We start from the raw sequence: 24,216 nt of genomic DNA, 5'->3' as shown, positions 1-24,216 counted from the left end.
ACAATTTGGAGGGAAGATAATGGATAGCAGTGGACAAATAACAGCAAACGCACAGGCTGTAAGTACCAATGTTTTTCCAATTGTTCAGGAAACACCAATAGGAAGCATTCATAGCGTGTTCGCGAATAGTTTCAATCTAATATTTGGCGAACGTCTTGTCCATATTGGTTCCATGGAAAATGGACTGGCTCCGTTTGGTATTGGTATACAACCGAATGATGCATCAAGCTTCATCCGTTTTGTACGTCGGGATCAGCACGTTATGTGGAATCAATCATCCAATTCACTCCTCTTTGACGGGGGAATAAGCCTCGCCCTTGATCATGCCCAACACATGAATCTTTCTCTTCAAAAAGCCAGCTATGATCAAGCAATATTAATACAAAACATGAATGGTGTACTTAACCGATTATCGAGAGACCATTGGCAAACTGGTATTGTGGATGCAAATCAGCAACAAACGCTCCTTCATTACCTGCAATCGTCCTTCGACGTGAGCAGTAGCCACCGTGCATTAGCGGAAATGGCTAAACTAGCATCACTGGTACAGGATGATAAAACAATTACCCCACAGGCTGTTTTTGATTATTGGATTGGCAGGGGAATTGGCTTGACGCCAAGCGGTGATGATCTGATCACGGGAATGTGCGCCATGTTGTCCGTTCTTAACGGGCGGGTTGAACCGTTGCACGGACAGTTGCAATCCTATGTGTTAGAAAATGGTTTAAAACGAACAACCCCAATCGGCTGTGAATATTTAGTCTATGCAGCTCGGCAGCAGTTTCACACCCATCTAATCAACATGTGTCATTCATTACTTCAGCCTGAAAAAGTAAATGTACAAACAGCACTTGATGAAATGAAAAAAATAGGCCATACTTCTGGTGCAGATACGTTAATTGGGATACTATTAGCAATAAAAGTGATAACTGCATGATATGGGGAGGGTTCTGATAAAAAAGAACAAAGGCTAAGGTCGAAACGTCCTGTTACAACGCCTTTGTGACCTGTATCGTGCAGCCCTGAACAGAATCGGACCTTTGTCATGCAGTTAACCCCCACTTATCTTTTTAAATTTTATCTTAAAATCATGAAGTGGGAGTTTTACTGCGCGTTAAGAGCAAGATAAATATGCATGAAAAAGAGACATACTAATTGGTGGAAATAAAGGAAGGTGAATAATGGTGAATGGCTTATTAAAATCAAGTAATTGGCTATCAGGGCTTCAATGGCTCTTTTTTATTTTTACGAACATTGTTGTCATACCAATTACGGTTGGCGCAGCCTTTGAGCTTCCCCAGGATAAAATAGCTGGCATACTTCAACTGTCGTTTGCTATGACAGGCATCGCTTGTATTATTCAAGGTTTATTAGGGCACAAACGGGCGATTATGGAAGGAAACTCAGGGCTTTGGTGGGGCGTTATCCTGACATTGTGCTCCACTGCAGTTGCACAAGGGATGCCGTTAACTACATTAGGCGGCAGTCTTACCGTTGGTGTTATTATTTCTGGAATCTTAACCATTATTATTGGGGTGACAGGGCTTGGACCATTTCTTGCTAAGCTGTTTAACCCAGGTGTAATGGGCGTATTTATGTTTTTATTTGGTGCGAAATTAATTGGGATATTTTTGAAAGGAATGTTAGGGATCCCATTTGGTAATGAGGCAGATTCAGCAACCATTGATTTATCCATTTCATTGTTGTCGATTATTATCGCGATTATTGTAACTATTATTAGCATTAAAGCACCACCAGCTGTCCGACGTTATGCATTGTTAATCGGTATCGTCATTGGCTGGATTGCCTTTAATCTGACATTCGGAAAACAGAATACGATTGAACAATCAGGATCATCATCGGGCATTGAATTATTTCCGCTTGGTAAACCTGCATTTGATGTAGGGGTTATTATCACCACCATTATTGCTGGTCTGCTTAATACGGCCAATACGTTCGGGGCGCTAAAAGGAACCGATAGCATGTATGGTGAAGAGACAACGAAGGGTCAATACCGCCGATCCTTTACGATTACGGGCATCTTTACCGGGATTGCCGGCGTGCTTGGCCTTGTTCCATATGCACCATATGTATCATCGATTGGGTTCCTGAGTCAGACAGGGATCATTAAACGGCTGCCATTTATCCTTGGCGGGTTTATGTTCTTCGTCATGGGAATTATCCCGCCAATCGGGCATTTCTTCTCACTATTACCATTAAGCATTGGTAGCGCCGTATTATTTGTTTCTTATTTACAGCTATTAAATTCATCATGGAACTTTTTCAGTCAGGTTAAATTTAATACGTTCAATGTCTATCGATCAGCTATCCCGCTATTTGTCGGAATCATTATCATGACATTGCCGCTGTCGTATTTTGAATCTCTGCCAGATTTCATCCGCCCAGTCATCAGCAGCGGCCTCTTAGTAGGAATCATCCTGGCACTTGTGCTGGAAAATGTGTTTAAATGGGATCGAATAGGAGAGCCAAGCAGTTCACAAGCCCAAAGTAAATAGCCTGGGGATGAGTAGCGCACATGTACCGTGGCGCAGACTCGTTACGTATGGTGAGACACAGAACCTGTCCGTGTCTCACCATTTTTTCATTTATGTGGGCTAGGGCTGGGGGATAGTCGAGAAAAAGTAGGAATCAATCGAGATCAGGTGCTAAGCAATCGGAAATAGGCGCCGAACGATCGAGAAATAAGTCTAAACAATCGGGAGCAAGTTCGCTGCTCACTCAACTTTCTCTAATCCGATCGTCGACGCGCACTCTCAACAATCCTGAACAAGCCGCAAGCTCCGCAAAAAGGAAAGAAACACACTATATGTGCTTCTTTCCTTTTTTAAATTAATTAACTTCAACGCTTTCCTTGTTCACCCGCGCAACAAACGCTTTCATTAACCCTGGTAGATCGGGCCATGCGTGACCAGATATCAGGTTTCCGTCTATGTGCAAAGGCTCCTCGATATATGTGCCGCCCGCTGCTTCAACTTCTGGCTTACAAGCGATATAAGCAGTCATTTCCCTTCCCTTTAAATGCTCTTGAACCGTGGTAAGGACCAGACTGGCATGACAGACAGCTGCGATCGGTTTGTTCGCTTCAAAAAAGTGGCTAACAATTCCCGGGATGTGTTCATTGAGTCGAATATGCTCTGGAGCCCGTCCACCAGGGATGATCAGTGCATCATAGTCATTTGGGTCAATCGTTTCAAAAGTTGCCGTTGCCTCAATCAAATATCCTTCTTTTTCCGTATACGTTTCCCAGCCGATGAAGTCATGGACGACCGTATGCAACTGTCTCGCACTAGACGCGGCAATCGTTGTTTCATACCCTTCCTCAAGGCAGCGAAAGTAAGGATAGTAAATTTCTAGCGCTTCAACTGCATCGCCGGCGATAATTAATATCTTTTTCGCCATAAATAACCCCTCCTATAATAGTGTGTATTACTTCTATTCTAGGTTGAAGTCTAAAATTCCTGCTCGCAAAAAAATTATGGGGTACGATGGACCTGTCTGGGATTTTGCTGAAAAAATTATTTGGCGCAAGAATGAAAGGCAGCAGAACTGTAGCTGGGAGAGAATGCAACTCAAACGGGAGAGAACCTGGCCAAAACGGGACAACGGTTCCTTTTCCCGTCATTTACAGGGGTGGTTTTTTTTACCCTTTTCGTGTTAAATAGGGGGTGAAGAGATCAATGAAAAGAGATGAGATATTATGGAAAGGTTGCAGCACGAGGATATGGAGATTGTTAAAATTGCAGTGAACCCACTGTTTCCGGTTTTATCCGTTTATATATATTTCATTGATGGTATGCTTGTTGACACTGGTCCGCGAATCCAAAAGCGCCAATTGAGGCGTGCGTTTTCGTCGTGGAATATCGAGCGTGTGGCGCTAACACACTCGCATGAGGATCATACAGGAATGGTCTCTTGGATTGGGAAACATACTAATGCGGAATTGCTTTGCGATGAAAAAATGATCGCCAATGCCCGCAAAAAAGAACGACTTCCTTGGTACCGTGAACTGTTTGTTGGACCAAGGCGGGCTTTTTCACCTGCACCCTTTCCAAAAACCATTCGAACGTCAAACCATACCTTTTATCCAATCGAGACACCAGGGCATACCCAGGATCATGTCTGTCTACTGGAACCGAACAAAGGCTGGCTGTTTACAGGTGATCTGTATATCACGCCATATCCCAAAGTGTTTATGAAAGAAGAGTCGATTTCCGGCTATATTGACTCCATTAACAAACTGAATTCCTATGATTACCATACGGTGTTTTGCGGTCATGAAGGTATCATTCATGATGGCAAAGAAATGATGAATCGGAAATTAGCATACTTGCAAAGGACAAGGGATGAAGTTGTACGGATGAATCGGTTGGGATATACCGAACGGGAAATTAGTAAACGAATTTTTCCCAAAAGTGTGCAGCTGGAAAGGGTCACATTTGGCTCCTTTTCCCGCATGAATTTGATCCGTTCCTGTTTAGAAAAACCACAATAAGCATAGCATGACCTTTACCATGATTAATACAAAGATAGGGGGACGCTTCCGGCCCAAATATAAAACCCGACATATTAGGGAATATCCTTTTGCTGCTTAAAAAGATACGATAGGAATATACGATTTTGAAGGAGGAAAATAAACATGGCAGAAGTAAAAGATATTTTTCAGGAGATTGATACCGCATTAAAAGAAGATTCCAGTCGTACAAAGGGAGTAGAGGCGGTATATCAGTTTGACCTTGATGGAGGAGACTCGGTATATCAGCTTATTTTACGTGGTGATGATAGTTATGCTACAGAAGGGGAAAAAGAAACCCCGGATTGCACATTGAAAATGTCATCGGAAAATTTTGAGAAAATGGTCGATGGGAATCTGAATGGAACGCAAGCATTTATGACTGGAAAACTCAAAGTGAAAGGAAACATGGGGCTAGCCCTAAAACTTCAGGATATCTTGTCCTCGTATAAATCAGCAGCACAATAATAGCACCGTCTACGAAGCAAAGCCCTGTTCAAGTCACCTACAGGGCTTTTGCACAGTCACAAACAAATGAAAAGGGAGGAATAGATGTGATAGCATTTCAGCCGACAGAAGATGAAGCAGCTTTTATTGATGTCGCAGTTTCCTTAGCAGCAGATAAGCTTCGTCCCATAGCGCGAACGTGTGAACAACATAAAGAAGTAGCAGCAAACCTTACACAGGAAGCTGCAGAATTAGGTTTTTTGTCGCTTGAGATGACTGAAGATTGGGATGGTTTGGAACTATCGTTAATTTCTCAGGCACAAATTTGGAAGGCACTTAGCTATGGAGACCTTGGGATCGTCCAGGGATTTTCCGGTGCAGGGGATGCCGCGTCGTTTTTACGACTGATTCCTGATAATACGTTATTAGCATCATATAAACCAAGTATCACAAATGGGGCTACGGTGGCATGGATCGATATTCAAGAAGAAATCCAAAGTGATCTCACAATTGAAAATAATTGTCTAAACGGGATATCAAAGCCGGTCCGACTGGCAAAGGATGCGCAATATGTGATGATTACGACTACAGATGCTGCCGAGGAGCCAATTGTTCTGTGGCTTGATAAAGATTTGTGTAATTGGCAGGTAAAAGATGGCGATTATCGTCTCGGTTTACTGGCTTCCGGTTTAGCACGTCTTCACTTTGACAATGTACAGATTTCTAATAACAATATCGTTGCAAAAGGGGAGCAAGCAGTAGATTTAATCAAGCAGGCCTCCACACGGATACGAATTTTGCAAGCCGCGAAAGAAGTCGGTCTAATGGAGGCAGCCCTTGATTACGCGACGGAATATACCGCGGGACGAAAAGCATTTGGTCAGGAAATTGCCAAATTTCAAGGGGTATCATTCCGGATTGCGACAATGGCAATGGAAGCGAGGGCTGCCAATCACCTTGTTTGGCAGGCGGCACTTGCGGTTGATGATGGAGATGCCAATGCTGCTGGATATGCAATACGGGCGCTATATCGAGCCCATCGATCGGTGCGATATGTAACTGATTCCGCGGTGCAAATGCTTGGGGGACACGGGTTCGTACAAGACTTTCCAGTAGAAAAATGGATGCGCGATGCCCAAGCACAGGTTGCCCTTTATGGACGTGAACGTGACTTGCTGGGCCGTCGTGGGGAACAACTCATTGGACCAGGGAAGGAGGTATCGGTAAATTGATTTCATTCCAGTTATCCGAACAACAACAGCAGATAAAAGAAATGACGCATTGGTTTGCCGAAAATGAAATACGCCCCATTTCGCTGGAAGCGGACAAAATGGAAAAAGTTCCTGAAGCGTGGCTGGATAATGTGAATAGAATGGGAATCCATCTTAACACCTCCTCATTTGGTGGGGGCGGTGACAAATCGTCATCAGGGAAAAAACCGAAGAAAGAGCGTGAAGGAAATCGGTTGGGCGTTATTGCTACCGAGGAAATTGCTTGGGGAGATCCGGCCATTGCTTTATCATTACCTGGCGCAGGACTTGGCGGCCCCCCGGTAGAGAGTAGTGGGACACCCGAGCAAAAGGAGCGTTTCCTGACGATTTTTACTAAGGATAAGCCGCGCTGGGGTGCATATGCCTTAACTGAGCCAGAAGCAGGATCGGATGCATCTGGTATCCAAACAACGGCCCAAAAAGCTAATGGTGGGTATATTTTAAATGGGCAGAAAATTTTTATAACGAATGGTGGCCGTGCATCATGGGTGGTCGTGTTTGCAACGGTGGACAAATTACTCGGACGTACGGGGCAACGTGCATTTGTGGTGGAAAAAGGAACTCCTGGATTCAGTTGCTCCAGATTAGCAAAAAAAATGGGACTACGGGCAAATGAAACTGCTGAACTAGTAATGGAAGATTGCTTTGTACCGGATGAAAATCTATTAGGAGGGGAGGAACTCTATCAAACGAGCAGTTCCAAACCATCCGGCTTTCAGGTGGCTATGAAAACCTTTGACAGCACACGGCCGATCGTTGCTTCAATGGCAACAGGAATTGCCCGGGCTGCTTACGAGTATACCCTTGATATTGTGCGGCGGGAGTATCCAAGACAGGGTCGATTATATCATGACACTGCTGACATATTAGCGGAAGCGGAACAAGATATTGCTGCCGCACGGTTATTAACATGGGAAGCAGCGTGGAAGGCAGACGCAGGAATCGCCAATGCAAAAGAAGCTGCCATGTGCAAGGCTTATGCGGGGCAAATGTCACTGGATGTTTGTGCGAAGTGTTTGGAGATCCTTGGGCCAGTTGGTTTAGATGGACACATTGTTGAAAAATTGTATCGGGATGTTAAAGTGTTTGATATTTTCGAGGGGACGAACCAAGTACAGCATTTGGTCATTGCTCGTCGTCAATATGATCCATACGAGATACGAGTTTAGGGAGGAAAGAAAACGTGACCTATCAAACGATTCAACTAGAAAAACGCGCAAAAGGGGTGACATGGATTACAATCGATAACCCACCCGCGAATGCAATTGGAGAAGAACTAATGCAGGAATTAGAGGATGCAGCACAGGAATGCAGCACAGATCAGTCGGTTCGTGTTGTTGTGATTACCTCGACCCATCCAAAGATTTTTCTGGCGGGTGCGGATTTAAAAGAAATGATTCAAAATGGCGGGAACTATGCGGAAGAGGAAGATGCTGTCGCGAAACAGAGTGCACGGATGCAAGCGTGTTTTCATCAATTTGCCACGATACAGAAGCCGGTGATTGCTGCAATTAATGGCCATGCACTTGGTGGTGGCTGTGAACTGGCAATGGCTTGTGACTTTCGAATGATGGCCAAAAAGGGTCGGATTGGCTTAACCGAAGTGTCACTTGGCTTAATTCCTGGTGCTGGAGGTACCCAGCGGATGACCCATTTGCTTGGCCGTGCAAAGGCACTGGAATTAATATTTACTGCAGCCCAATTAGAAGCACAGGAGGCAGCGGAAATCGGTCTGGTCCATCAAGCTGTAGCACCGGACGAACTCGAGGAAAAGACCACAGCTTTTGCTGAGCGGCTAGCAGAAGGAGCAGTACAAGCGATGGGCTTGGCCAAGCGAGCGATCAATGCTGCGGAAAAACCCATTAAGGAAGGACTGGAAGTGGAAGCTTCTGCGTTCAGCGATACGTTTCAAACGGAGGAGCCTGGTGTCGGGCTTGCCGCATTTTTTCAAAAAGAAAAGCCGCAATTCATTCACTAATCTGCGTGTTCAAAGGGAGGAAGAAATTTCGCAGGGCCTTTGAACACCGGCGAATATCGGAGAAAAGGTGGGATCATGGTGTCATCATGGAATGAACTATTAAAAGGAAAAGTAGCTGTCGTAACTGGCGCATCACGCGGATTGGGGCGTGCGGATGCATTAGCCTTGGCTGAAGCTGGGGCAGATGTGGTGATTACCGATATTTTAATTGAATCGGATGCAGCAAACGAACAGGAGGCGGAAAAATATGGTCCAATGGCGCAAGTGATGCAAAGCACGAACGTCATGTATGCGGATAAGACCGCCCAAGAAATACAGGAGATGGGCCGGCAAGCATTCGCATGCAAAATGGATGTGACAGACCGGGAGCAAGTAAAGGATGTATTTGCCCAAGTAGTGGAAGAGTTTGGCCACATTGATATTTTGGTCAACAATGCTGGTACGCTTGACCATGTTTCGCAAATCGAAAATCAAAACGATGACTTCTGGGAGCGGGATTTGCATGTTAATTTAACCGGCGCGTATAACTGTACCAAGACGGTTTGGCCATATATGAAAGAACAAGGTAACGGAAAAGTCATCAACATGTCTTCGGTTGCCGGAACGCTCGGCGGCTTTGGTCAAGCAAGTTATGCTGCAACCAAAGGCGGGCTGCTTAGTTTTACGAAAAGCATGGCACTGGAAGGCGCACGGCATGGAATCAATGTAAATGCCATTGTGCCGGGAATTGTTGGAACAGAAGCATTTAACATGGCCAATCCGAAAATGAATGAACGGATGATCGAGCGGACCGCATTCAAACGGCCAGGTGAACCAGAAGACATTGCTAATGCCATCACCTTCTTAGTATCAGATAAAGCGAAGTATATTACAGGTGTTGGCTTAAATGTATCCGGGGGTATTGAATTGTTTACGTTTTAGTGGTTTTAGAAAAGAACTATTTCATCCGGTTGATCAAGGATGCCTGATTTCCCCCCTCAAGCATCCTTGATTGCAAAAGTATTCCGCTTACAAATGAAAGGAGATTTATTCGATGACAGATGCAGTTATCGTTGATGCGATACGAACAGCAACAGGAAAAAAGAAAGGAACACTTGCTAAAACCCATCCAGTCGACATATTGACGCCTGTATTAAAAGAATTAATAGCGCGTAATAGAATAGATGCTAAAGAGGTGGAAGATGTTGTTACCGGCTGTGTAACAATGACGGATGAACAAGGTGGAAATATTGGCCGAATGGCAGTACTTGCTGCCGGATTTCCTGTTGAGGTCCCGGCATTTTCGTTAAACCGTATGTGCGGCTCTAGTCAAGAAGCGCTTCACACAGCGGCACAAAAGATTTTAGCCGGTGATGCTGATGTGGCGATTGCTTGTGGCGTGGAGAACATGTCCCGAGTACCGATGGGGAGTGACATGGGCGGTTTTAGTAGTGATTTAGTGGATCGCTTTAACATTGTTCCACAGGGGTTTTCAGCTGAAATGATCGCCGCCAAATGGGGACTCACACGGGAAGAATTAGATGCGTTTTCACTGGAAAGTCACCGCCGGGCAGCAAAAGCCGCTGATCAGGGTGATTTTGACCGAGAGATTTTACCCATTGAAGTAAAAACCGCCAATGGTACCGAATTATTTACAGTCGATGAAGGAATTCGGCGGGATACCTCGATGGAGAAATTGGGAAACTTGATCCCATCTTTTCAGCCGGACGACGGGGTTGTGACGGCTGGAAATGCAAGCCAGGTGAGTGATGGGGCTGCTGGACTCCTCCTGATGTCCAGCGAAAAAGCAGCGGAGCTACAGTTGAAACCACGGGCTCGTATCGTTGCTCGCGTGGTGGTCGGAGAAGATCCGGTAATCATGCTGACCGGAGTGATCCCAGCTACGAAAAAGGTACTGGAAAAAGCCGGATTGACACTTGATCAAATCGATGTCATCGAAATAAATGAGGCGTTTGCGTCGGTGGTCAAAGCATGGGAAAAGGAATTAAAACCAGATATGACCAAGGTAAACCCCCGTGGCGGAGCAATTGCATTGGGGCATCCACTTGGGGCGAGTGGTGCGCGGATTGCCACCACATTATTACACACCTTGGAGGATAATAATGAGCGATATGGCCTGCAGGTAATGTGTATTGGATTTGGCATGGCAACAGCAACGATTATTGAGCGACTATAAGAATGCGTAACAGATCACCCACGCAGTTTAACTAATTTTAAGGAGGAGTCGGCATGGCGCAAACAGTAAATGAAGGGCCAACAATGGATGAAGTGTTTGCAATGATTGATGCGGCAATCAAATCGGATCCTTCCGCAACAAAAGGGAAGGAAGGTGTTTATCAATTCGATATAAAAGGCGATGATGAAGGCACCTATCAGATGATTATTGATGAGGATGGACCACGTGCCATCCAGGGAACACAGAAGGATCCACAATGTACCTTGACAATTAACGATGAGAATTTCCGGAAAATGGTTGCAGGCACGTTAAATCCAACCGCCGCATTTATGGGAGGAAAATTGAAAATCAAAGGCAACATGGGGCTTGCGTTAAAGTTACAAACGGTGCTGAATTCGTTCTCGTTTTAGAACTGAAGTGAATCCGATGAAATTAGAGAAACCGCCGTTAAAATGAATATTGATGAACTTGCAAGGCAATAGCTCCGCATTTAATCGGTTAAAGATGGGACTTTCTCAGTAATCTCAGAACCGCTCTGTCCATCATATACGCCGCTAACCGGGTAATTGTATCTTTGTTTCACCAAATAACCATCGGAGGGGATTAGCATCGTACACGAAAACTTTCAAACGGTTGAAGGGGAGCTGAAATGGAATGATCCCATGTTCCAGCTCTATGAAAAAGCGAAAAAGAATGGAAAATGGGATCCCGCTGACATTGATTTTAGTCAGGATAAGATCGATTTTGAGTGTATGACCGAAGATGAGAAGATCACTGCCACCCCGCTTGTTGCCGCTTTTTCAGCTGGTGAAGAAGCGGTTACAGTTGACATATTGCCAATGGTGCAGGCAATGGCAAGGCAAGGCCGGCTAGAGGATACGATGTTTTTAACAACCTTCATGTTTGATGAAGCCAAGCATACCGAGATGTTCTCACGCTGGCAGAACTATGTTGGCATCGCGGATATGAATTTATCCGTTTTCCATAATGATAACTATAAACGCATTTTTTACGAAAAATTGCCAGAAACAATGGAGCGATTAAATACCGATGATTCACCGGAGGCCGTTATTCGGGCAGCCACTGTTTATAACATGGTGGTTGAAGGAATCCTGGCCAAAACAGGCTACCAGTCATTTCGGGAGATTTTTAAAAAGGCAAATTTACTGCCGGGTATATTACAGGGGATTGATTATTTAAATCAGGATGAAGGCCGGCATTTACGTTTTGGCATCTATACGATTCAGCGGCTAATTGCTGGAAGTGATAAACACACGAAAGTATTTAATGATTTTATCGATGAATTATGGCCGGACGCATTAGGTTTTATTGAGTTTTTGGTAAACTTGCATGCACTTCAAAAAGACCAGGATTGGGTCGATTCAAAGCTGGAGCTTAATACAGATAAAATGAAGGCGTATGCGAAAAAACAATATGAAATCCGTAAACAGCAGGTAAATAAGGCGAAAGATATGGTGGATGCAGCACAATTGGATGACCAGCTTGTAAGTGAAAAGTAGACCTGAAGTAAGCGGTCTAACGATTGGTGGTGATAAGCGCTGATTTAGTTTGAGAAACAAGGGGGGTTTGCAGTGAAAGCAAATAATTTGGTGGATATGCTGAACCGGACCGTGAACCGCTTTCCAGAAAAAGATGCAATCAGGTGGAAAGTGGACGGTGCATATAAGGGCATGAGTTACCAGGAATTCTGGGAGCGGATTAAGCATGTTGCAGCCGGGCTTGCTCTACTCGGAATCAAGGAAAATGACAAGGTAGCGATTATATCAAATAGTAATCCAATGTGGGGGATTACTGATTTTGCCGTTGCTAGTATTGGAGCGGTCAGTGTTCCGGTTTATCCTACAATTCCGTCCGAACAGGTAGCATTTATTTTGAATAATGCTGACGTTAAACTGGCAATTGTCGAAAATGACGAACAGCTTGAAAAGATCAAAGCGGAGGATACACCGGTTGAGACAATGGTTATCATGTATCCGGACAACGATTTCCCACAGCAGGAGGGAGAAATTGCGTTTTGGGAGCTGGAGGAAGACGGAAGACAACAGGAATTACCAGATTGGGAACAAACATGGCAGGAGATTGACCGTGACCAGCTTGTCACGATCATCCACACGTCAGGGACAACTGGGAATCCAAAAGGCGTGATGATGACGCATGGTAATTTCCTGGCCAATTTGGAAGCGATCCAATTTTGGCTGATTGAAATCGTTCCTGAAGATGTGGCACTATCTTATTTACCACTATCCCATGTGTTTGAGCGGATGGCTGGACACTATATGCAATTTTACGCTGGTACAACGGTTGCCTATGCAGAGAGTATCGATACCATTGAGGATAATTTGAAAGAAGTACGGCCAACAATTTTTACGAGTGTTCCCCTGTTGTTTGAAAAAGTATACGCCAAAGTACGTGAAGAAATTGACGGTGGATTAGCGGTCAAGAAAAAAGTTTTTGATTGGGCGGTTAACGTTGGCCGCGAGCGGTATGATATGTATCTGAACGCTGGGGTGGATGAACTGTTATTACAGGATGCTATGCCAAAAAAGCTCCTGAAAAAGTTTCGGTTAGCCGATAAACTTGTTTATTCAAAAGTAAAAACAGAACTTGGTGGCAGGGTTCGTGGGATGGTCTCGGGCGGAGGAACGTTAAATCCAGAAATTGCTCGCTTCTTCTGGTCGATTGACTTACCAATTTTGGAAGGATATGGGTTATCAGAAACAGCCCCGGTGATTTCGACAAATCCAATGATACGTGCAAAGGCGGGAACTGTTGGTAAGGTGCTGCCGAATTTGGATGTAAAACTTGCCGCTGATGGCGAGGTGCTTGTCAGGGGGCCGAGTGTCATGCATGGGTACTATAATAACCCGGAAGCAACCGCAGAAGCATTTGATGGGGAGTGGTTCAAAACGGGAGATATCGGTGAATTTGATGCGGAAGGCTATTTAAAAATAATCGATCGCAAAAAACGGATCCTCGTGTTAACAACCGGTAAAAATGTTGCCCCGCAGCCAGTGGAAAATGCCATCAATGAAAGCAGTTATATTGGGTATTCGGTTGTCATTGGAGATAAACGTAAATTCGTGACTTGTATCATCAATCCTGATTATGAAAATCTGATTCCATGGGCAAAACAACATGGCATTTCGTCGAAGGATCCTGTGGAGATATGCAGCCAGCAAAAAGTGAAAGATTGGCTGGAAGAGGAAGTAAAACGATTAACGAAACGTTTTGCTAAATTTGAACAGCCAAAGAAAGTAATCATTATCAGTGAGCCATGGACCGTTGATGACGGCTTGATTACACCAAAACTATCAGTGAAATATAAGGTAGTAGAAAAGCAATACAAGCAGCTGATCGATGATGTGTATAAAAATGCTAAAAATCCGGAAAAAGAAGTGGCAGTCCAAGTGAAGAACGGGGGATGAATTCCAGGTCGGAATTTAGGAAGACTGGACGCGTGTGGGAAAACCGATCGAGAAGTGCTCGTAACCGATCGGAAACCAGTGCTAAGCGATCGAGAAGTGCTCGTAAGCGATCGAGAAGTGCTCGTAACCGATCGAGCACCAGTGCCAAGCGATCGAGAAGCGCTCGTAACCGATCGATAATCAGAGCCAAGCGATCGAGAAGTCCTCGAAACCAGATCGAGAGCCACACCACCCATCACCATACCAAGTCAGGGAGGGGCCCATGGATAGACTAACAGAAACAAAGACAATTTTAACAATGGATGTAACTACCCTGGCAAAACGGATCAAAAACAGGGAAATACGGTCGGTTGATGCAGTCCTTATCTATATCAATCACTTAGCAACGATTAACAAGAAGGTATATTGTGTCGTTGCTGAACGATTTGCTGATGCGTTGGAAGAAGCGAAACAATGTGATGAGATGCTTGATCAGGGGGAAGGAGTGGGTCGTCTATTCGGTGTGCCGATTTCAGTAAAAGAATCTTTTGATGTGCAGGGGATGAAAACTACAGGTGGGTTTAAGCATCGCGCCAACTATACAGCAACAGTGGATGCGGAGGTGGTGCAGCGGTTGAAAGCAGAAGGTGCTATTATTCTATGTAAAACAAATACATCAACCGCTGACTTAACATTCGAATCCATTAATAAGCAATATGGCCGAACAAATAACCCTTGGAATCTATCTCGAACAGCTGGCGGGTCAAGTGGCGGGGAAGCGGCGTTGATTGCGTGTGGGGGTGCGGCAGTTGGTATTGGCTCAGATCTAGCTGGCTCCCTCCGGCTGCCTGGCCATTTCAACGGGGTTCTTGCGTTTAAATCAGGAGCCGGTGATGTATCCATGAGCGGTCATTTTCCAAAACCAATTCATCCATTACAGGATACCATGTTCGGTATTGGCGCCTTAGGTAAATCGGTCCAAGATTTAAAGCTGATTTATTCCACCCTTAGCAATAGAAGGCCGGCGGAAACAGATATACACGATTTCCGCCTTATTATGCCTATGCTCCCATCCACCTATCCGTTATCCAACGATACAGAAAATGGATGGCAAATGGTGCAGGAGTTTTTTAACGGAAAAGTCCATATGGAAAACGGTGAGATGCCCGACTTTATCGCTAAACTGCCGCTCCTTCACTTGGAAGTTTTAACTATTGGTGGTGCAAAAGACTTGTATCCGGCATTCTTTGCAAAAAAATCCTTCCCATTAGCAAAGACCATGCTAAGGGAAGCGATATTACATGATACATCTTATTATTATTATTTTTTAAAAACGATGATGCTCGCTAAAGCTGGTTCAAATGTGTTTCGGACCAAAAGAGGCCATGCGGACAAATTAAAGACCAAGCAGGACCAATTCATTGCCGCTGGTAATCGCTTGCTCGACAAAGCGGTGATGGTTTTGCCGGTTTATCCAACGCCGGCAAAAAAGCATGGACAGCTTGATAGGGAACTGTTTTCCAATCGATTTTCCTATCTGAAATTAATGCCATATACGGTTTTGCCAAATGCATTGGGATATCCGGCATTGTCGGTCCCGATTGCCATGAGTGAGCAAGGACTGCCAATCAGTGTTCAGTTAGTCAGCAAACAAGGGAACGAAAATGCCTTATTTTATTTTGGCCGCCAGTTGGAACAGTCGTTTTTAGGCTATCATCAGGCACGTCCTTAGGTGATATCCCTCAAATCAAACCGTCACGGATTGCTCTGGCTACTGCTTCCGTGCGGTTTCTGGCCTCCATTTTTTGCATAATAGCGGATACATAATCGCGTACGGTATATTCGCTTAAATTCAGTTTGTTTGCCGCTTCGCTGGTCGATGCACCATCAGCCATCAGTTCAAGCACATCAATTTCTCTTGGTGACAGGTGAAGTGCACTAATGTTTTTAAGCGACTTATCCTCCATAAAACGAGATAATATCTCACCAGCACTTTTCCCAAACTTAATAAGTGCTGAAAACGTTTCTTCCCCAACTTTAAAATAATGTCCCGGTCCTTGATCTAAAATAGCAGCACCTAACAACTTATTGCTTGATGATGTGAAAATAGGTGCAATGACAACGGAACACAGCTGAAACTGCTGAACGTATTGTTCCGGAAAACCGGCTTTCGCGTCTTTTATATAAATTGGTTGTAAAAATTGCAAGTTATTTCCAAACATCTCCAGGGCACGGAGGCTGTTTTGGATGACGGGCAGGTTGTCAAGATCTTCAGTGATATTCTGTATAGCTTTATTATCAATTTGGTGACCGAATAATCCAAAGCTCATCTGATCGTTCATGGAATAAGAAAATAGTGCACATCGTTTAAATGGCAAATAGTGGACAAAACCAGCTGTTATATTCTCCGTTGCTTCATCAAGTGATTGCGAGCGCATAATGGATTCATGAAAAAGGATAACAGAATCTTTCCATTGTTGTTCCTGCATCGTCACTTTTAATGTTTCTTTTCCTTTTTGAAATATTTCCAATGCATAGGTAATAAACGGGATCGTTTGTGACGTGTTTTGTTGTTTAACACAGATTAATATCGTTCCATCCACATATGGAATTGGAATGACTGTCCGGTTTTGTCGTTGTTCCGGTGTCATCTGTGAAAGCAACAACTCGGATAATGCATAAATTGAATTTGCTTGCTTATCGGTTATTCCCAGTAACAGATCGTTTGTTTCGTAATGGAATCCTTTTTCTACGATGAAGGTTTGCTCCTTTTGTATGACCATCGCCGCCCATTCAATTGGAAACTGCTGTGATAAGACAAGCTGTTTTAGGAAAGCATCGATGGAAAATGGATCAAGATAGGGCTGGGCTAAAATTTGTTCACTGATGGTGGAAAAGAGATATTGTACGGCTTGATAATTTTGGTGATTTTGTTTTGTTTGCTTCTGGATTACGTGATGAACGGAATTCTCCAGCAGTGATAAAATAAATGGATTGGATTGAAAGGATACTTCGGTCTTAGAATTATCCTTTTGAGCGCCCGGTTTAAATAAGTATGTTGAAAAAAACGTGATGGTATCTTCTGCATTTTTCTCTGATCGTTTTCCCGCCTTACGAAGGTTAACCAGGATATTTTGCCATTCTTCCAAGATTGGCTGTTGATATTTTCTAACTAATCCAAGGCCATGATGAAACACAGTGTTCATTTGATGATTTAATGTGAGAGACATTTTTCGTACTCATCCTTCCGCTATTTATAATCGTAAAACAGGTTAACAGACAAGTGAAAGTATTGGACAAATAAAGCTGGTGTATCGGGAAAGGTGAATGATCATTCATTTTCAAAAATCTATTACATAATATAATTCTACAAAAAAACAAAATTTCCTTCCAAGAGATAAAAAAATGTTCGAATTTTTGTGGAAAAGCTATTGGTTATTTGTAATCTGGTCTATCTAATTTTTATTTTCTCGTCAATCGTTTTATGTGACATAAATTTGACTTGCCTTAGAATAATACATTTGCATCAGAAAATGGGCGAGCCTTTACCTAACAGATTAGTTGTTTTCCATTATTTGTATGATCATCCATACAAATGTCGGGGTAGAAGAATTTATTTTATAAAATTCCTACTATTTTAGGAATTGGTACAAGCCGTTCTTCCTACTATACTAATAGACAGTAAGATATAAATGGCACATAGATTCGCATGAATGTATGCGCTTTCCTTTTGTGTGATTCACGTAGAACTCCTTACATACGGTGAATATCATCCTGTTGCTATTTTTGTATAGAAACGGTGATGGTTCATTTATATGATTATTATGAACAAAGGGGGATAGGACAAACAGATTAAATACCTTTACGCAAATTATTTAGGAAAAAGGGGAGGCGTTTACGATTAAGAAGAAAAAGAAGATGTTTCAGAAAGCAGCTGCAATAGCTTTAGCAACGCCATTATTTTTTATGTATAGTGGGACTGGGGATGTGAGTGCTGCGGAGAGTTCAAAGACAGTTGAGTATAATTGTACTGGAAGTGCTTTGGGTACGATTGATGTCGATCTTAATATGGATGTAACTATTAATGCTAACGTTCCGGAGTCTGTTGAACCTAATGAAGAATTTTTGGTTCAAAATTCCTACACGAATATTAATTTGGAATTAGATGACACAGTAAGAAGCACAGCAAATCCTCTTGTTGGAGATGTGTCACAATTTAATTTAGAATTTGATAATGCCACAGAAACAGGTACAGGGAATGATGTAGTTAACGTAGCATCCGATCCATTAGAATTTGGTCCAATTGATTTTACAAATGATGATGAAACTGTTGAATTTAGAGTACCTGAAAATGGTGGTATTGACGTAGATTTAACAGCTGGTGAATCCGGGAATGTTGAAATTACAGCTGGAGAAATTGTTAATACCGTACAGGCTTTGGGTGGAATGGTTCCTGTAACAGTAACATGCAGTCCACTTGAAGGACAAGATCTTGTTCTAAATACGATTCCGATTGAAAAAGCAGCAGAAGAAGATACAACTCCCCCCGAAATCGAATTAAATGGGGACAAGGAAATGACATTGGAAGTTGGAGAAGATTATGTTGAACCAGGTGCTACAGCCAAAGACGATGTCGACGGAGACGTAAGCGATAATATTACAATAAGTGGTGAAGTAGATACAGACACCCCGGGAGAATATGAAATTGCGTATACTGTAACGGATGAGGCAGGAAACGAGGCTACGGAAACCCGCACGGTAATCGTAAAAGAACCAGAAAAAGAGGACACAAAAGCTCCTGTTATTTCCTTGATCGGTGATAACCCAATGGAACTGCAAGTAGGTGACACATACGAGGAACTGGGTGCAACAGCCGAAGATAATGTCGACGGGGACGTAAGCGGTAATATTGAAATAAATGGCGAAGTAGACACAGATAAACCTGGGGAATACGAGATTACGTATACTGTGACAGATGAGGCAGGAAACGAGGCTATGGAAACTCGAACTGTTAATGTAGTTGAAGCAGATGACCCAGGTGATGGTAACGACGATCAACAAGGTGGCATGTGGTTCTCTGGTGAAGGTGCTCCTGCTGCTGAAATTGGAAATGTAGGCGACTTTTATCTGAATGAGAAAACACATGAGTACTACAAGAAAACAGATGATGGCTGGGAAGTGAAAGGAACTCTTTCCGGTGAAGATGGAAAAGACGGTCAGGACGGTCAAGACGGTCAAGACGGTCAAAACGGTGAAGATGGAAAAGATGGTCAGGATGGTCAAGATGGTGCAACATGGCTTGTAGGTAAGGATGGGCCTGGCGAAGATGTTGGATCATTTGGTGATCTATACTTGGATAAAAAGTCAGGTGACGTATATATTAAATCAGAAGATGGTTGGAATCTAGTTACTAACCTAAAAGGCGACAAAGGTGATCAAGGCGAGCCCGGAGCCGATGGAAACTGTGATTGTGACGACAACAATAGCGATAATAATAATGGTACACCAAATGTAACGGATAACAATGATAATGGTAACAATAACAACGGAATGACAACAACAAACAGTAAGCATGAATCGAGCATGGCAGGTGCTCAACTGCCTAACACTGCATCAAATACACCATTCATCATTCTAATCGGTTCCTTAATGGTAATTGTTGGAGGAGCGCTGATCTTTATTCGGAGAAAAGTCTTCAATTAGGGTGATCGTAACATGAAAAAGATAGGGATCGTACTGATCATAGCGGGATTTGCAATGGTTGGCTGGTTCAGCTACCAATATTGGAGTGGTATGCAATCCGTAACCAAACTTAATGGAGATGTGGTCAAGGTGCAGGACAAATCTGCTAGGTCTGTTACGAAAAATTCAAGCAAAAAAAAGCTTGCGAAAACAGAGGGGACATCATCAGGTAAACAAACTGTAGCAAATAATACAACTGCTGCAAACGTAAACTTTCATAATGGTGAAGGAATCGCAACGCTGGTGATGCCAACTATTGACCTTGCTTTTGATGTTTTTTGGGGCACGAGTAGTGATGTTCTGGCCAAAGGCGTTGGCATGTATGATAGTAAATTGACTTCTACGCCCCGTGAATTTGGTCATACTGTATTATCCGGTCACAGGGATAGTGTATTCCGACCTGTTGGTGATCTGAAAAAAGGGGAATCCATTTATGTTAGGTATCTGGATGAAGATTATCAATATCAGATTAACGATATTTGGATTACCGATGAAGATGATCACAGTGTCATTGTCGAAAAAGATGAGCCAACATTAACATTGTCAACCTGCTATCCATTTCATTTTATTGGGAACGCACCAGAACGCTATATTGTCCAGGCAGATTTGGTGCAGACAGGTGATCTCCTGAATTTAGACTAAAATGTTAACATCGGAGGCACAATACCCATAAAAGAGTGGTATTGTTGCCTCCTTTTTTAGGAGTGAAATCATGAAGGAACGGATAAAAAGATCGTTTCAATTTTATCTATTATTTATGCTATTTATATTTACGTTCTTGCCATTTCAAACGATGGCAGCACCCGACAATAAGCCTGTATTACAGTATGTTGCGTTAGGAGATTCATTAGCTGCTGGGTATCTTAATGGTGTTCCGGCAGAGGAAAAGTTAAAGGGCTATCCGGATTTCATTCAGGAAGGAATTCAGGAACAGTTCGGCTATCATGTTGAACTAACAAATGCAGGTGTTGGCGGATATAGGACCGACAACGTTTATGATGATTTAAAAAACAATAAAGATAATATTATGGAATCCATCAAGGAAGCGGATATTATCACAGTAGGTGCTGGAGCAAACGATGTGTTGCAGGCGGTAAAGGACGATTTGGCAAATTTAGATCCAAATAAACCCGAAGAAATTCAAATATTAGTGAATAAAGCGATGACTGCAATTGGACAAGTTGAAGAATATACACAAAAAATACTTAACGAAATTGAAATGACCAATCCAGATGCACAAGTATATGTGCTTGGTTATTATAACGCATTACCATATCTGGATGATTTACAGGAACAAGTTATTCTATTGATAAATATGTTAAACAATACAATTGAAGGGGTTACAGCAAACAAAGGCGCTGTTTTTATCCCTACATTTGAAGCATTTGATGGAAAACGCGAAACATATCTGCCTGACCCTAATGATATTCACCCAACAGAAGAAGGTTATCAAGTGATTGCTGATCTTTTTTTAAAAAAGATATCCTTAAAAGATCATGTGCAACCAGAAATTACACTAATTGGTAACAACCCAATGGAAATGATGTTTGGCGATGAATATATAGAACCGGGTGCAGAAGCAATGGATAATGTGGATGGAGATTTAACGGATGCAATTGAAATAACAGGTGATGTTAACGTTAATGAAGCAGGTAAATATCTTGTTACCTATACCGTATCGGATCAAGCTGGTAATGAGGCGATGGCAACACGGACGGTCATTGTTCAAGCGGATACAGATTCCCCTGTTATTACACTATTGGGTGACAACCCTATGAATTTAACAGTTGGTGAGGAGTATGTCGAGCCGGGGGCAACAGTTGAAGATGATGTAGAAGGTAATTTAACAGATGATGTACGAATTTCCGGTGAAGTAGATATGTCCACAGCCGGTATGTACGTGGTTACATATAAAGTATCAGATGCCGCTGGAAATGAAGCGACGAAAAGACGAACTGTAAATGTAGTTGAACCAGAGGCTGATAACAATGACAATAACGAAGGCGATGGTGGTAAAGGTGAAAGTAGCGGGAACAATGATAATGACGATAATGAACTAGGACTTACTGAAAACTGTAATTGCAATGACGATGGGAACGGCACAGACAAAAATAGTAATGATAGTGACAACAAAACAACAACCAGTAAGGTAAAAGGAGCACAACTGCCAAGTACGGCCTCAAACCTGCTTTTATTTATTGCGGTTGGGTTGTTCCTGATAATTGGTGGCGGCGTACTTGTCCTTATCCGCAGAAAAGTTTTTATCTAGGATAATCTATAGGGGAACATGCGGCAGGTTCGATAGAACATACTTAACAAATGAACGCTTGTGAAAAAGAAGCGTAACGGTAAAATACTACTTTAGATGACACGTCTTATGCCCCCTTTATATTTATGAAATGATTCCAGTTATTCGCTGGACCATTAATTAAGCGAAACTGCGTCCTGCAGCCTCTCACCCTTATTATGCAGTAGGACTTTCATCTCGAAAATGAGAAATGGAAGGCCTGCTGCCCGGATAAATTAGATATGCTCTTTTTCATCCTGCAGTTCATTGTATTTTTCTGAATGCCAGGATATATATTTTTAGCAGGATAATAAAAAGTAACTGTAAATTCCCCTATTTTTGTCGGGTTACATTTCCTATGAGTCTGTTATACAATAGAAATATATTTAGGAATCTTCATTTTATTCAGCACCATGTACAACTGCGTATAAACTAGACTAATAACTTGCAAGGGGGGAAAAGGAATGGTAAATGAGGCAGTTGTTATTGGGTCAACGATCAAAAAGAAATTTTTCGTAGCACTGCTTGGCGGATTGCTCATTTTTGGCTCGTTTATTGCAACCTTAGGATTCACCGGCACCATTTTTGCTTTGCCACTTGGAGGGATGGGCGATTTTTACGTTAAGTTTGATAAATTGGAAGGGAAAGGGTTTACGCTCAATCCACAGATCGGTGAAACTGGAAATCAGGATGCAGCTCCATTAGTAAGAAATAAAATAGATTCAGCTACAATTGATAACTTGCATATCTATAAAGATTTAAAAATGCCAACAGGGAAATGGATCAGGATTAATATTAAGGCAAACCAGCCTACAACGATTGAGGGACTTACACAGGATGCGCGCTTTATTGATGCAGACCTTGCTTTTGATAATATGGGTATTAAAGAAGCGAATACAGCTGAAATGTCTATGGAAGAGGCGTTTCAAAAAAACTGGACACAAGATGCAGATAAAGTAACGATTACGGATGGCAAAATTGTAACCGATTACTTATTTCAAAATATGGTTGCGTTAAACGGCGCTGAGATTTATCTGGAAAGTATTAAAGAACCTGATCAAACCAATATTGAAAGCGATAACAACAAATTAGATAAAAATGTGATATCCGCTGGTTCGAATAACGATAATAGTGATGGTGGTGGGAGTATATTGCCCGATACAGCCAGCAATTTATTTTTACCAATTATGGTCGGTGGTGTGTTATTGCTATTAGGTACTGTTCTGTTAATCAGAAAGAGAAGGGTTATGGCCAGGGAAGAATCAAACTAAAAATGAGGTGAGCAGGTTGAAAAAAGAAGGCAACGAAACTGTCGGAAAAACATGGAAAAAGAAATTTTTAATTGCTTTACTAACAGGCTTCTTAGCACTTGGCGGACTTATATCTGTATTTGGTTTTACGGGGAGTGCATTTGCATTACCGTTAGGAGGAATGGGTGATTTTTATGTAGAGTTTGATGAATTACAGGGAACAAACTTTCAATTATTACCACAAATAGGGGAAACAGGGGATTCAGATGCACAACCAATGGTACGAAATAAAATGGATACAGCTGAAATTACGAATCTACACATCTATAAAGATTTAAAATTACCAACAGGAAATTGGGTAAGGTTCCACGTTAAGGCAACAGGAAAAACGACTATTGAAGGGTTAATTCAGGACGCACGTTTTATTGATGCTGATTTGAGCTTTGATGAGTTAGCTATTAAGGAAAAAAATACGGATGATTTCTCTAAAAATTGGAGTCAGGATGCGAAGAAAATAACCATCAAAGATGCCAAGATTGTAACCGACTATCTTTTTCAAAGTATGGTTAGCTTAGAAGGCGCAAAAATCTCTGTTGAAAGTATTAAGGGACCGGATAAAACGGATGATGGTAATGGAAAATAATCCTCACGAATGGAAGGAGGATAATTAATGGATAAAAAAGAAGCAAAAGCGCTTAAAAAAGAAGAAAAGTTACAAAAGAAGTATCAAAAAGTGGCAGGTGCAGGCAAATTCAAGCAATGGCGAAATAGACGGCCATTTTGGGGAGCTGTTTTTACTGTCTTGGCAGGACTCGTGATTTTATACATTCCCGTCCAATTATATGCACTTGCCTTTATACCAGGAAGTCTTGTGTTTGTTGGCTTCTTGTTTGGTGTGGTAACGATGTTTTTGTCCGTTCTTTCCATCATGGGGGCATTAGGTGGATTCATCATTGGGACCATTATTGGGCTCATTGGAGGTGCTCTTTGCATAGCATGGGAGATGGAAGAGGTTACGATCGATAGCAAGCGAAATAATAACAAACGAAATAAGAGGGAAACGAAGAAGCAAATGGATGAAAAAAATGCCAAAACAGCACAAGCATAGA

General features: G+C 42.6%; 22 protein-coding genes. 20 read left to right on the top strand and 2 right to left on the bottom strand.

The window, feature by feature from the left end; all coding sequences use genetic code 11:
• Positions 1-19 precede the first annotated feature (19 nt).
• Both WMZ97_RS05005 and WMZ97_RS05000 read left to right on the top strand, forming a co-directional pair.
• Positions 20-937 carry a DUF2877 domain-containing protein gene (locus WMZ97_RS05005; RefSeq protein ID WP_343270973.1) on the top strand — a complete coding sequence of 306 codons (918 nt, stop codon included), beginning with the start codon at positions 20-22 and terminating at the stop codon, positions 935-937.
• A 244-nt stretch (positions 938-1,181) separates the two neighbouring features.
• Positions 1,182-2,516 (top strand): uracil/xanthine transporter, encoded by a 1,335-nt coding sequence (locus WMZ97_RS05000; protein WP_343270972.1) that lies wholly within the window; start codon positions 1,182-1,184, stop codon positions 2,514-2,516.
• Between the two features lie 334 nt (positions 2,517-2,850).
• Here the strand turns inward: WMZ97_RS05000 and WMZ97_RS04995 are convergent, their stop codons facing one another.
• A complete protein-coding gene (locus tag WMZ97_RS04995) occupies positions 2,851-3,420 on the bottom strand; it encodes a DJ-1/PfpI family protein (protein ID WP_343270971.1) in 570 nt (189 codons plus the stop codon).
• Positions 3,421-3,718: 298 nt separating this feature from the next.
• On the opposite strand from WMZ97_RS04995, the gene WMZ97_RS04990 reads away from it, so the two are divergent.
• The 12 genes from WMZ97_RS04990 (at position 3,719) to WMZ97_RS04935 (ending at position 15,560) form a co-directional block, all read left to right on the top strand.
• Entirely contained in the window at positions 3,719-4,513 is a 795-nt protein-coding gene (locus WMZ97_RS04990; protein WP_343270970.1) for an MBL fold metallo-hydrolase, read from the top strand.
• Between the two features lie 144 nt (positions 4,514-4,657).
• Positions 4,658-4,999 carry an SCP2 sterol-binding domain-containing protein gene (locus tag WMZ97_RS04985; RefSeq protein ID WP_343270969.1) on the top strand — a complete coding sequence of 114 codons (342 nt, stop codon included), beginning with the start codon at positions 4,658-4,660 and terminating at the stop codon, positions 4,997-4,999.
• Between the two features lie 86 nt (positions 5,000-5,085).
• Positions 5,086-6,210: an acyl-CoA dehydrogenase family protein gene (locus tag WMZ97_RS04980; protein ID WP_343270968.1), complete on the top strand. Its 1,125-nt coding sequence runs from the start codon at positions 5,086-5,088 to the stop codon at positions 6,208-6,210.
• Positions 6,207-7,418 carry an acyl-CoA dehydrogenase family protein gene (locus WMZ97_RS04975; protein ID WP_343270967.1) on the top strand — a complete coding sequence of 404 codons (1,212 nt, stop codon included), beginning with the start codon at positions 6,207-6,209 and terminating at the stop codon, positions 7,416-7,418. Before WMZ97_RS04980 ends, WMZ97_RS04975 begins: the two co-directional genes overlap by 4 nt.
• Positions 7,419-7,432: 14 nt before the next feature.
• On the top strand, positions 7,433-8,227 hold the full coding sequence (locus tag WMZ97_RS04970) for an enoyl-CoA hydratase/isomerase family protein (protein WP_343270966.1): 795 nt from the start codon (positions 7,433-7,435) through the stop codon (positions 8,225-8,227).
• Positions 8,228-8,305: 78 nt separating this feature from the next.
• A complete protein-coding gene (locus WMZ97_RS04965; protein ID WP_343271097.1) occupies positions 8,306-9,148 on the top strand; it encodes an SDR family NAD(P)-dependent oxidoreductase in 843 nt (280 codons plus the stop codon).
• 112 nt (positions 9,149-9,260) lie between these two features.
• Positions 9,261-10,403 (top strand): thiolase family protein, encoded by a 1,143-nt coding sequence (locus tag WMZ97_RS04960; protein WP_343270965.1) that lies wholly within the window; start codon positions 9,261-9,263, stop codon positions 10,401-10,403.
• A 53-nt stretch (positions 10,404-10,456) separates the two neighbouring features.
• Positions 10,457-10,813 carry an SCP2 sterol-binding domain-containing protein gene (locus tag WMZ97_RS04955; protein ID WP_343270964.1) on the top strand — a complete coding sequence of 119 codons (357 nt, stop codon included), beginning with the start codon at positions 10,457-10,459 and terminating at the stop codon, positions 10,811-10,813.
• Between the two features lie 192 nt (positions 10,814-11,005).
• Complete coding sequence (locus WMZ97_RS04950) at positions 11,006-11,923, top strand: R2-like ligand-binding oxidase (protein ID WP_343271096.1); 918 nt, start codon at positions 11,006-11,008, stop codon at positions 11,921-11,923.
• Positions 11,924-11,995: 72 nt separating this feature from the next.
• Positions 11,996-13,849, top strand: a complete 1,854-nt coding sequence (locus WMZ97_RS04945) for an AMP-dependent synthetase/ligase (protein ID WP_343270963.1) — start codon at positions 11,996-11,998, stop codon at positions 13,847-13,849.
• 54 nt (positions 13,850-13,903) lie between these two features.
• Positions 13,904-14,029 (top strand): hypothetical protein, encoded by a 126-nt coding sequence (locus tag WMZ97_RS04940; protein WP_343270962.1) that lies wholly within the window; start codon positions 13,904-13,906, stop codon positions 14,027-14,029.
• A gap of 82 nt (positions 14,030-14,111) precedes the next feature.
• Positions 14,112-15,560, top strand: coding sequence for an amidase (locus WMZ97_RS04935; RefSeq protein WP_343270961.1), 1,449 nt, complete (start codon positions 14,112-14,114; stop codon positions 15,558-15,560).
• Positions 15,561-15,570: 10 nt separating this feature from the next.
• Here the strand turns inward: WMZ97_RS04935 and WMZ97_RS04930 are convergent, their stop codons facing one another.
• Positions 15,571-17,058, bottom strand: coding sequence for a response regulator transcription factor (locus WMZ97_RS04930; protein WP_343270960.1), 1,488 nt, complete (start codon positions 17,056-17,058; stop codon positions 15,571-15,573).
• 688 nt (positions 17,059-17,746) lie between these two features.
• On the opposite strand from WMZ97_RS04930, the gene WMZ97_RS04925 reads away from it, so the two are divergent.
• From WMZ97_RS04925 to WMZ97_RS04900, 6 genes are all read left to right on the top strand, one after another.
• Positions 17,747-19,531: an immunoglobulin-like domain-containing protein gene (locus tag WMZ97_RS04925; protein ID WP_343270959.1), complete on the top strand. Its 1,785-nt coding sequence runs from the start codon at positions 17,747-17,749 to the stop codon at positions 19,529-19,531.
• A gap of 12 nt (positions 19,532-19,543) precedes the next feature.
• The gene (locus WMZ97_RS04920; RefSeq protein WP_343270958.1) at positions 19,544-20,212 is read left to right on the top strand and encodes a class D sortase; all 669 of its coding nucleotides are present in this window, start codon (positions 19,544-19,546) and stop codon (positions 20,210-20,212) included.
• Between the two features lie 70 nt (positions 20,213-20,282).
• Positions 20,283-21,839, top strand: a complete 1,557-nt coding sequence (locus tag WMZ97_RS04915) for an immunoglobulin-like domain-containing protein (protein WP_343270957.1) — start codon at positions 20,283-20,285, stop codon at positions 21,837-21,839.
• A gap of 482 nt (positions 21,840-22,321) precedes the next feature.
• On the top strand, positions 22,322-23,128 hold the full coding sequence (locus WMZ97_RS04910) for a DUF6230 family protein (RefSeq protein WP_343270956.1): 807 nt from the start codon (positions 22,322-22,324) through the stop codon (positions 23,126-23,128).
• 16 nt (positions 23,129-23,144) lie between these two features.
• Positions 23,145-23,750: a DUF6230 family protein gene (locus WMZ97_RS04905; protein ID WP_343270955.1), complete on the top strand. Its 606-nt coding sequence runs from the start codon at positions 23,145-23,147 to the stop codon at positions 23,748-23,750.
• Between the two features lie 27 nt (positions 23,751-23,777).
• On the top strand, positions 23,778-24,215 hold the full coding sequence (locus tag WMZ97_RS04900; RefSeq protein ID WP_343270954.1) for a DUF6114 domain-containing protein: 438 nt from the start codon (positions 23,778-23,780) through the stop codon (positions 24,213-24,215).
• Position 24,216: the final 1 nt, after the last annotated feature.

It is taken from the genome of Lentibacillus songyuanensis (assembly GCF_039548255.1).
GTDB lineage: Bacteria > Bacillota > Bacilli > Bacillales > Amphibacillaceae > Lentibacillus_C > Lentibacillus_C songyuanensis.
Note: the sequence above shows the minus strand (reverse complement) of the source record. Positions and strands in the feature narration are given on the sequence as shown.

What these genes read in the sequence shown, in the direction of transcription:
- WMZ97_RS05005 (WP_343270973.1), top strand. Translation starts at nt 20, where the DNA reads ATGGATAGCAGTGGACAAATAACAGCAAACGCACAGGCTGTAAGTACC.
- WMZ97_RS05000 (WP_343270972.1), top strand. Translation starts at nt 1,182, where the DNA reads ATGGTGAATGGCTTATTAAAATCAAGTAATTGGCTATCAGGGCTTCAA.
- WMZ97_RS04995 (WP_343270971.1), bottom strand. Translation starts at nt 3,420, where the DNA reads ATGGCGAAAAAGATATTAATTATCGCCGGCGATGCAGTTGAAGCGCTA.
- WMZ97_RS04990 (WP_343270970.1), top strand. Translation starts at nt 3,719, where the DNA reads ATGGAAAGGTTGCAGCACGAGGATATGGAGATTGTTAAAATTGCAGTG.
- WMZ97_RS04985 (WP_343270969.1), top strand. Translation starts at nt 4,658, where the DNA reads ATGGCAGAAGTAAAAGATATTTTTCAGGAGATTGATACCGCATTAAAA.
- WMZ97_RS04960 (WP_343270965.1), top strand. Translation starts at nt 9,261, where the DNA reads ATGACAGATGCAGTTATCGTTGATGCGATACGAACAGCAACAGGAAAA.
- WMZ97_RS04955 (WP_343270964.1), top strand. Translation starts at nt 10,457, where the DNA reads ATGGCGCAAACAGTAAATGAAGGGCCAACAATGGATGAAGTGTTTGCA.
- WMZ97_RS04935 (WP_343270961.1), top strand. Translation starts at nt 14,112, where the DNA reads ATGGATAGACTAACAGAAACAAAGACAATTTTAACAATGGATGTAACT.
- WMZ97_RS04930 (WP_343270960.1), bottom strand. Translation starts at nt 17,058, where the DNA reads ATGTCTCTCACATTAAATCATCAAATGAACACTGTGTTTCATCATGGC.
- WMZ97_RS04925 (WP_343270959.1), top strand. Translation starts at nt 17,747, where the DNA reads ATGTTTCAGAAAGCAGCTGCAATAGCTTTAGCAACGCCATTATTTTTT.
- WMZ97_RS04920 (WP_343270958.1), top strand. Translation starts at nt 19,544, where the DNA reads ATGAAAAAGATAGGGATCGTACTGATCATAGCGGGATTTGCAATGGTT.
- WMZ97_RS04915 (WP_343270957.1), top strand. Translation starts at nt 20,283, where the DNA reads ATGAAGGAACGGATAAAAAGATCGTTTCAATTTTATCTATTATTTATG.
- WMZ97_RS04910 (WP_343270956.1), top strand. Translation starts at nt 22,322, where the DNA reads ATGGTAAATGAGGCAGTTGTTATTGGGTCAACGATCAAAAAGAAATTT.
- WMZ97_RS04900 (WP_343270954.1), top strand. Translation starts at nt 23,778, where the DNA reads ATGGATAAAAAAGAAGCAAAAGCGCTTAAAAAAGAAGAAAAGTTACAA.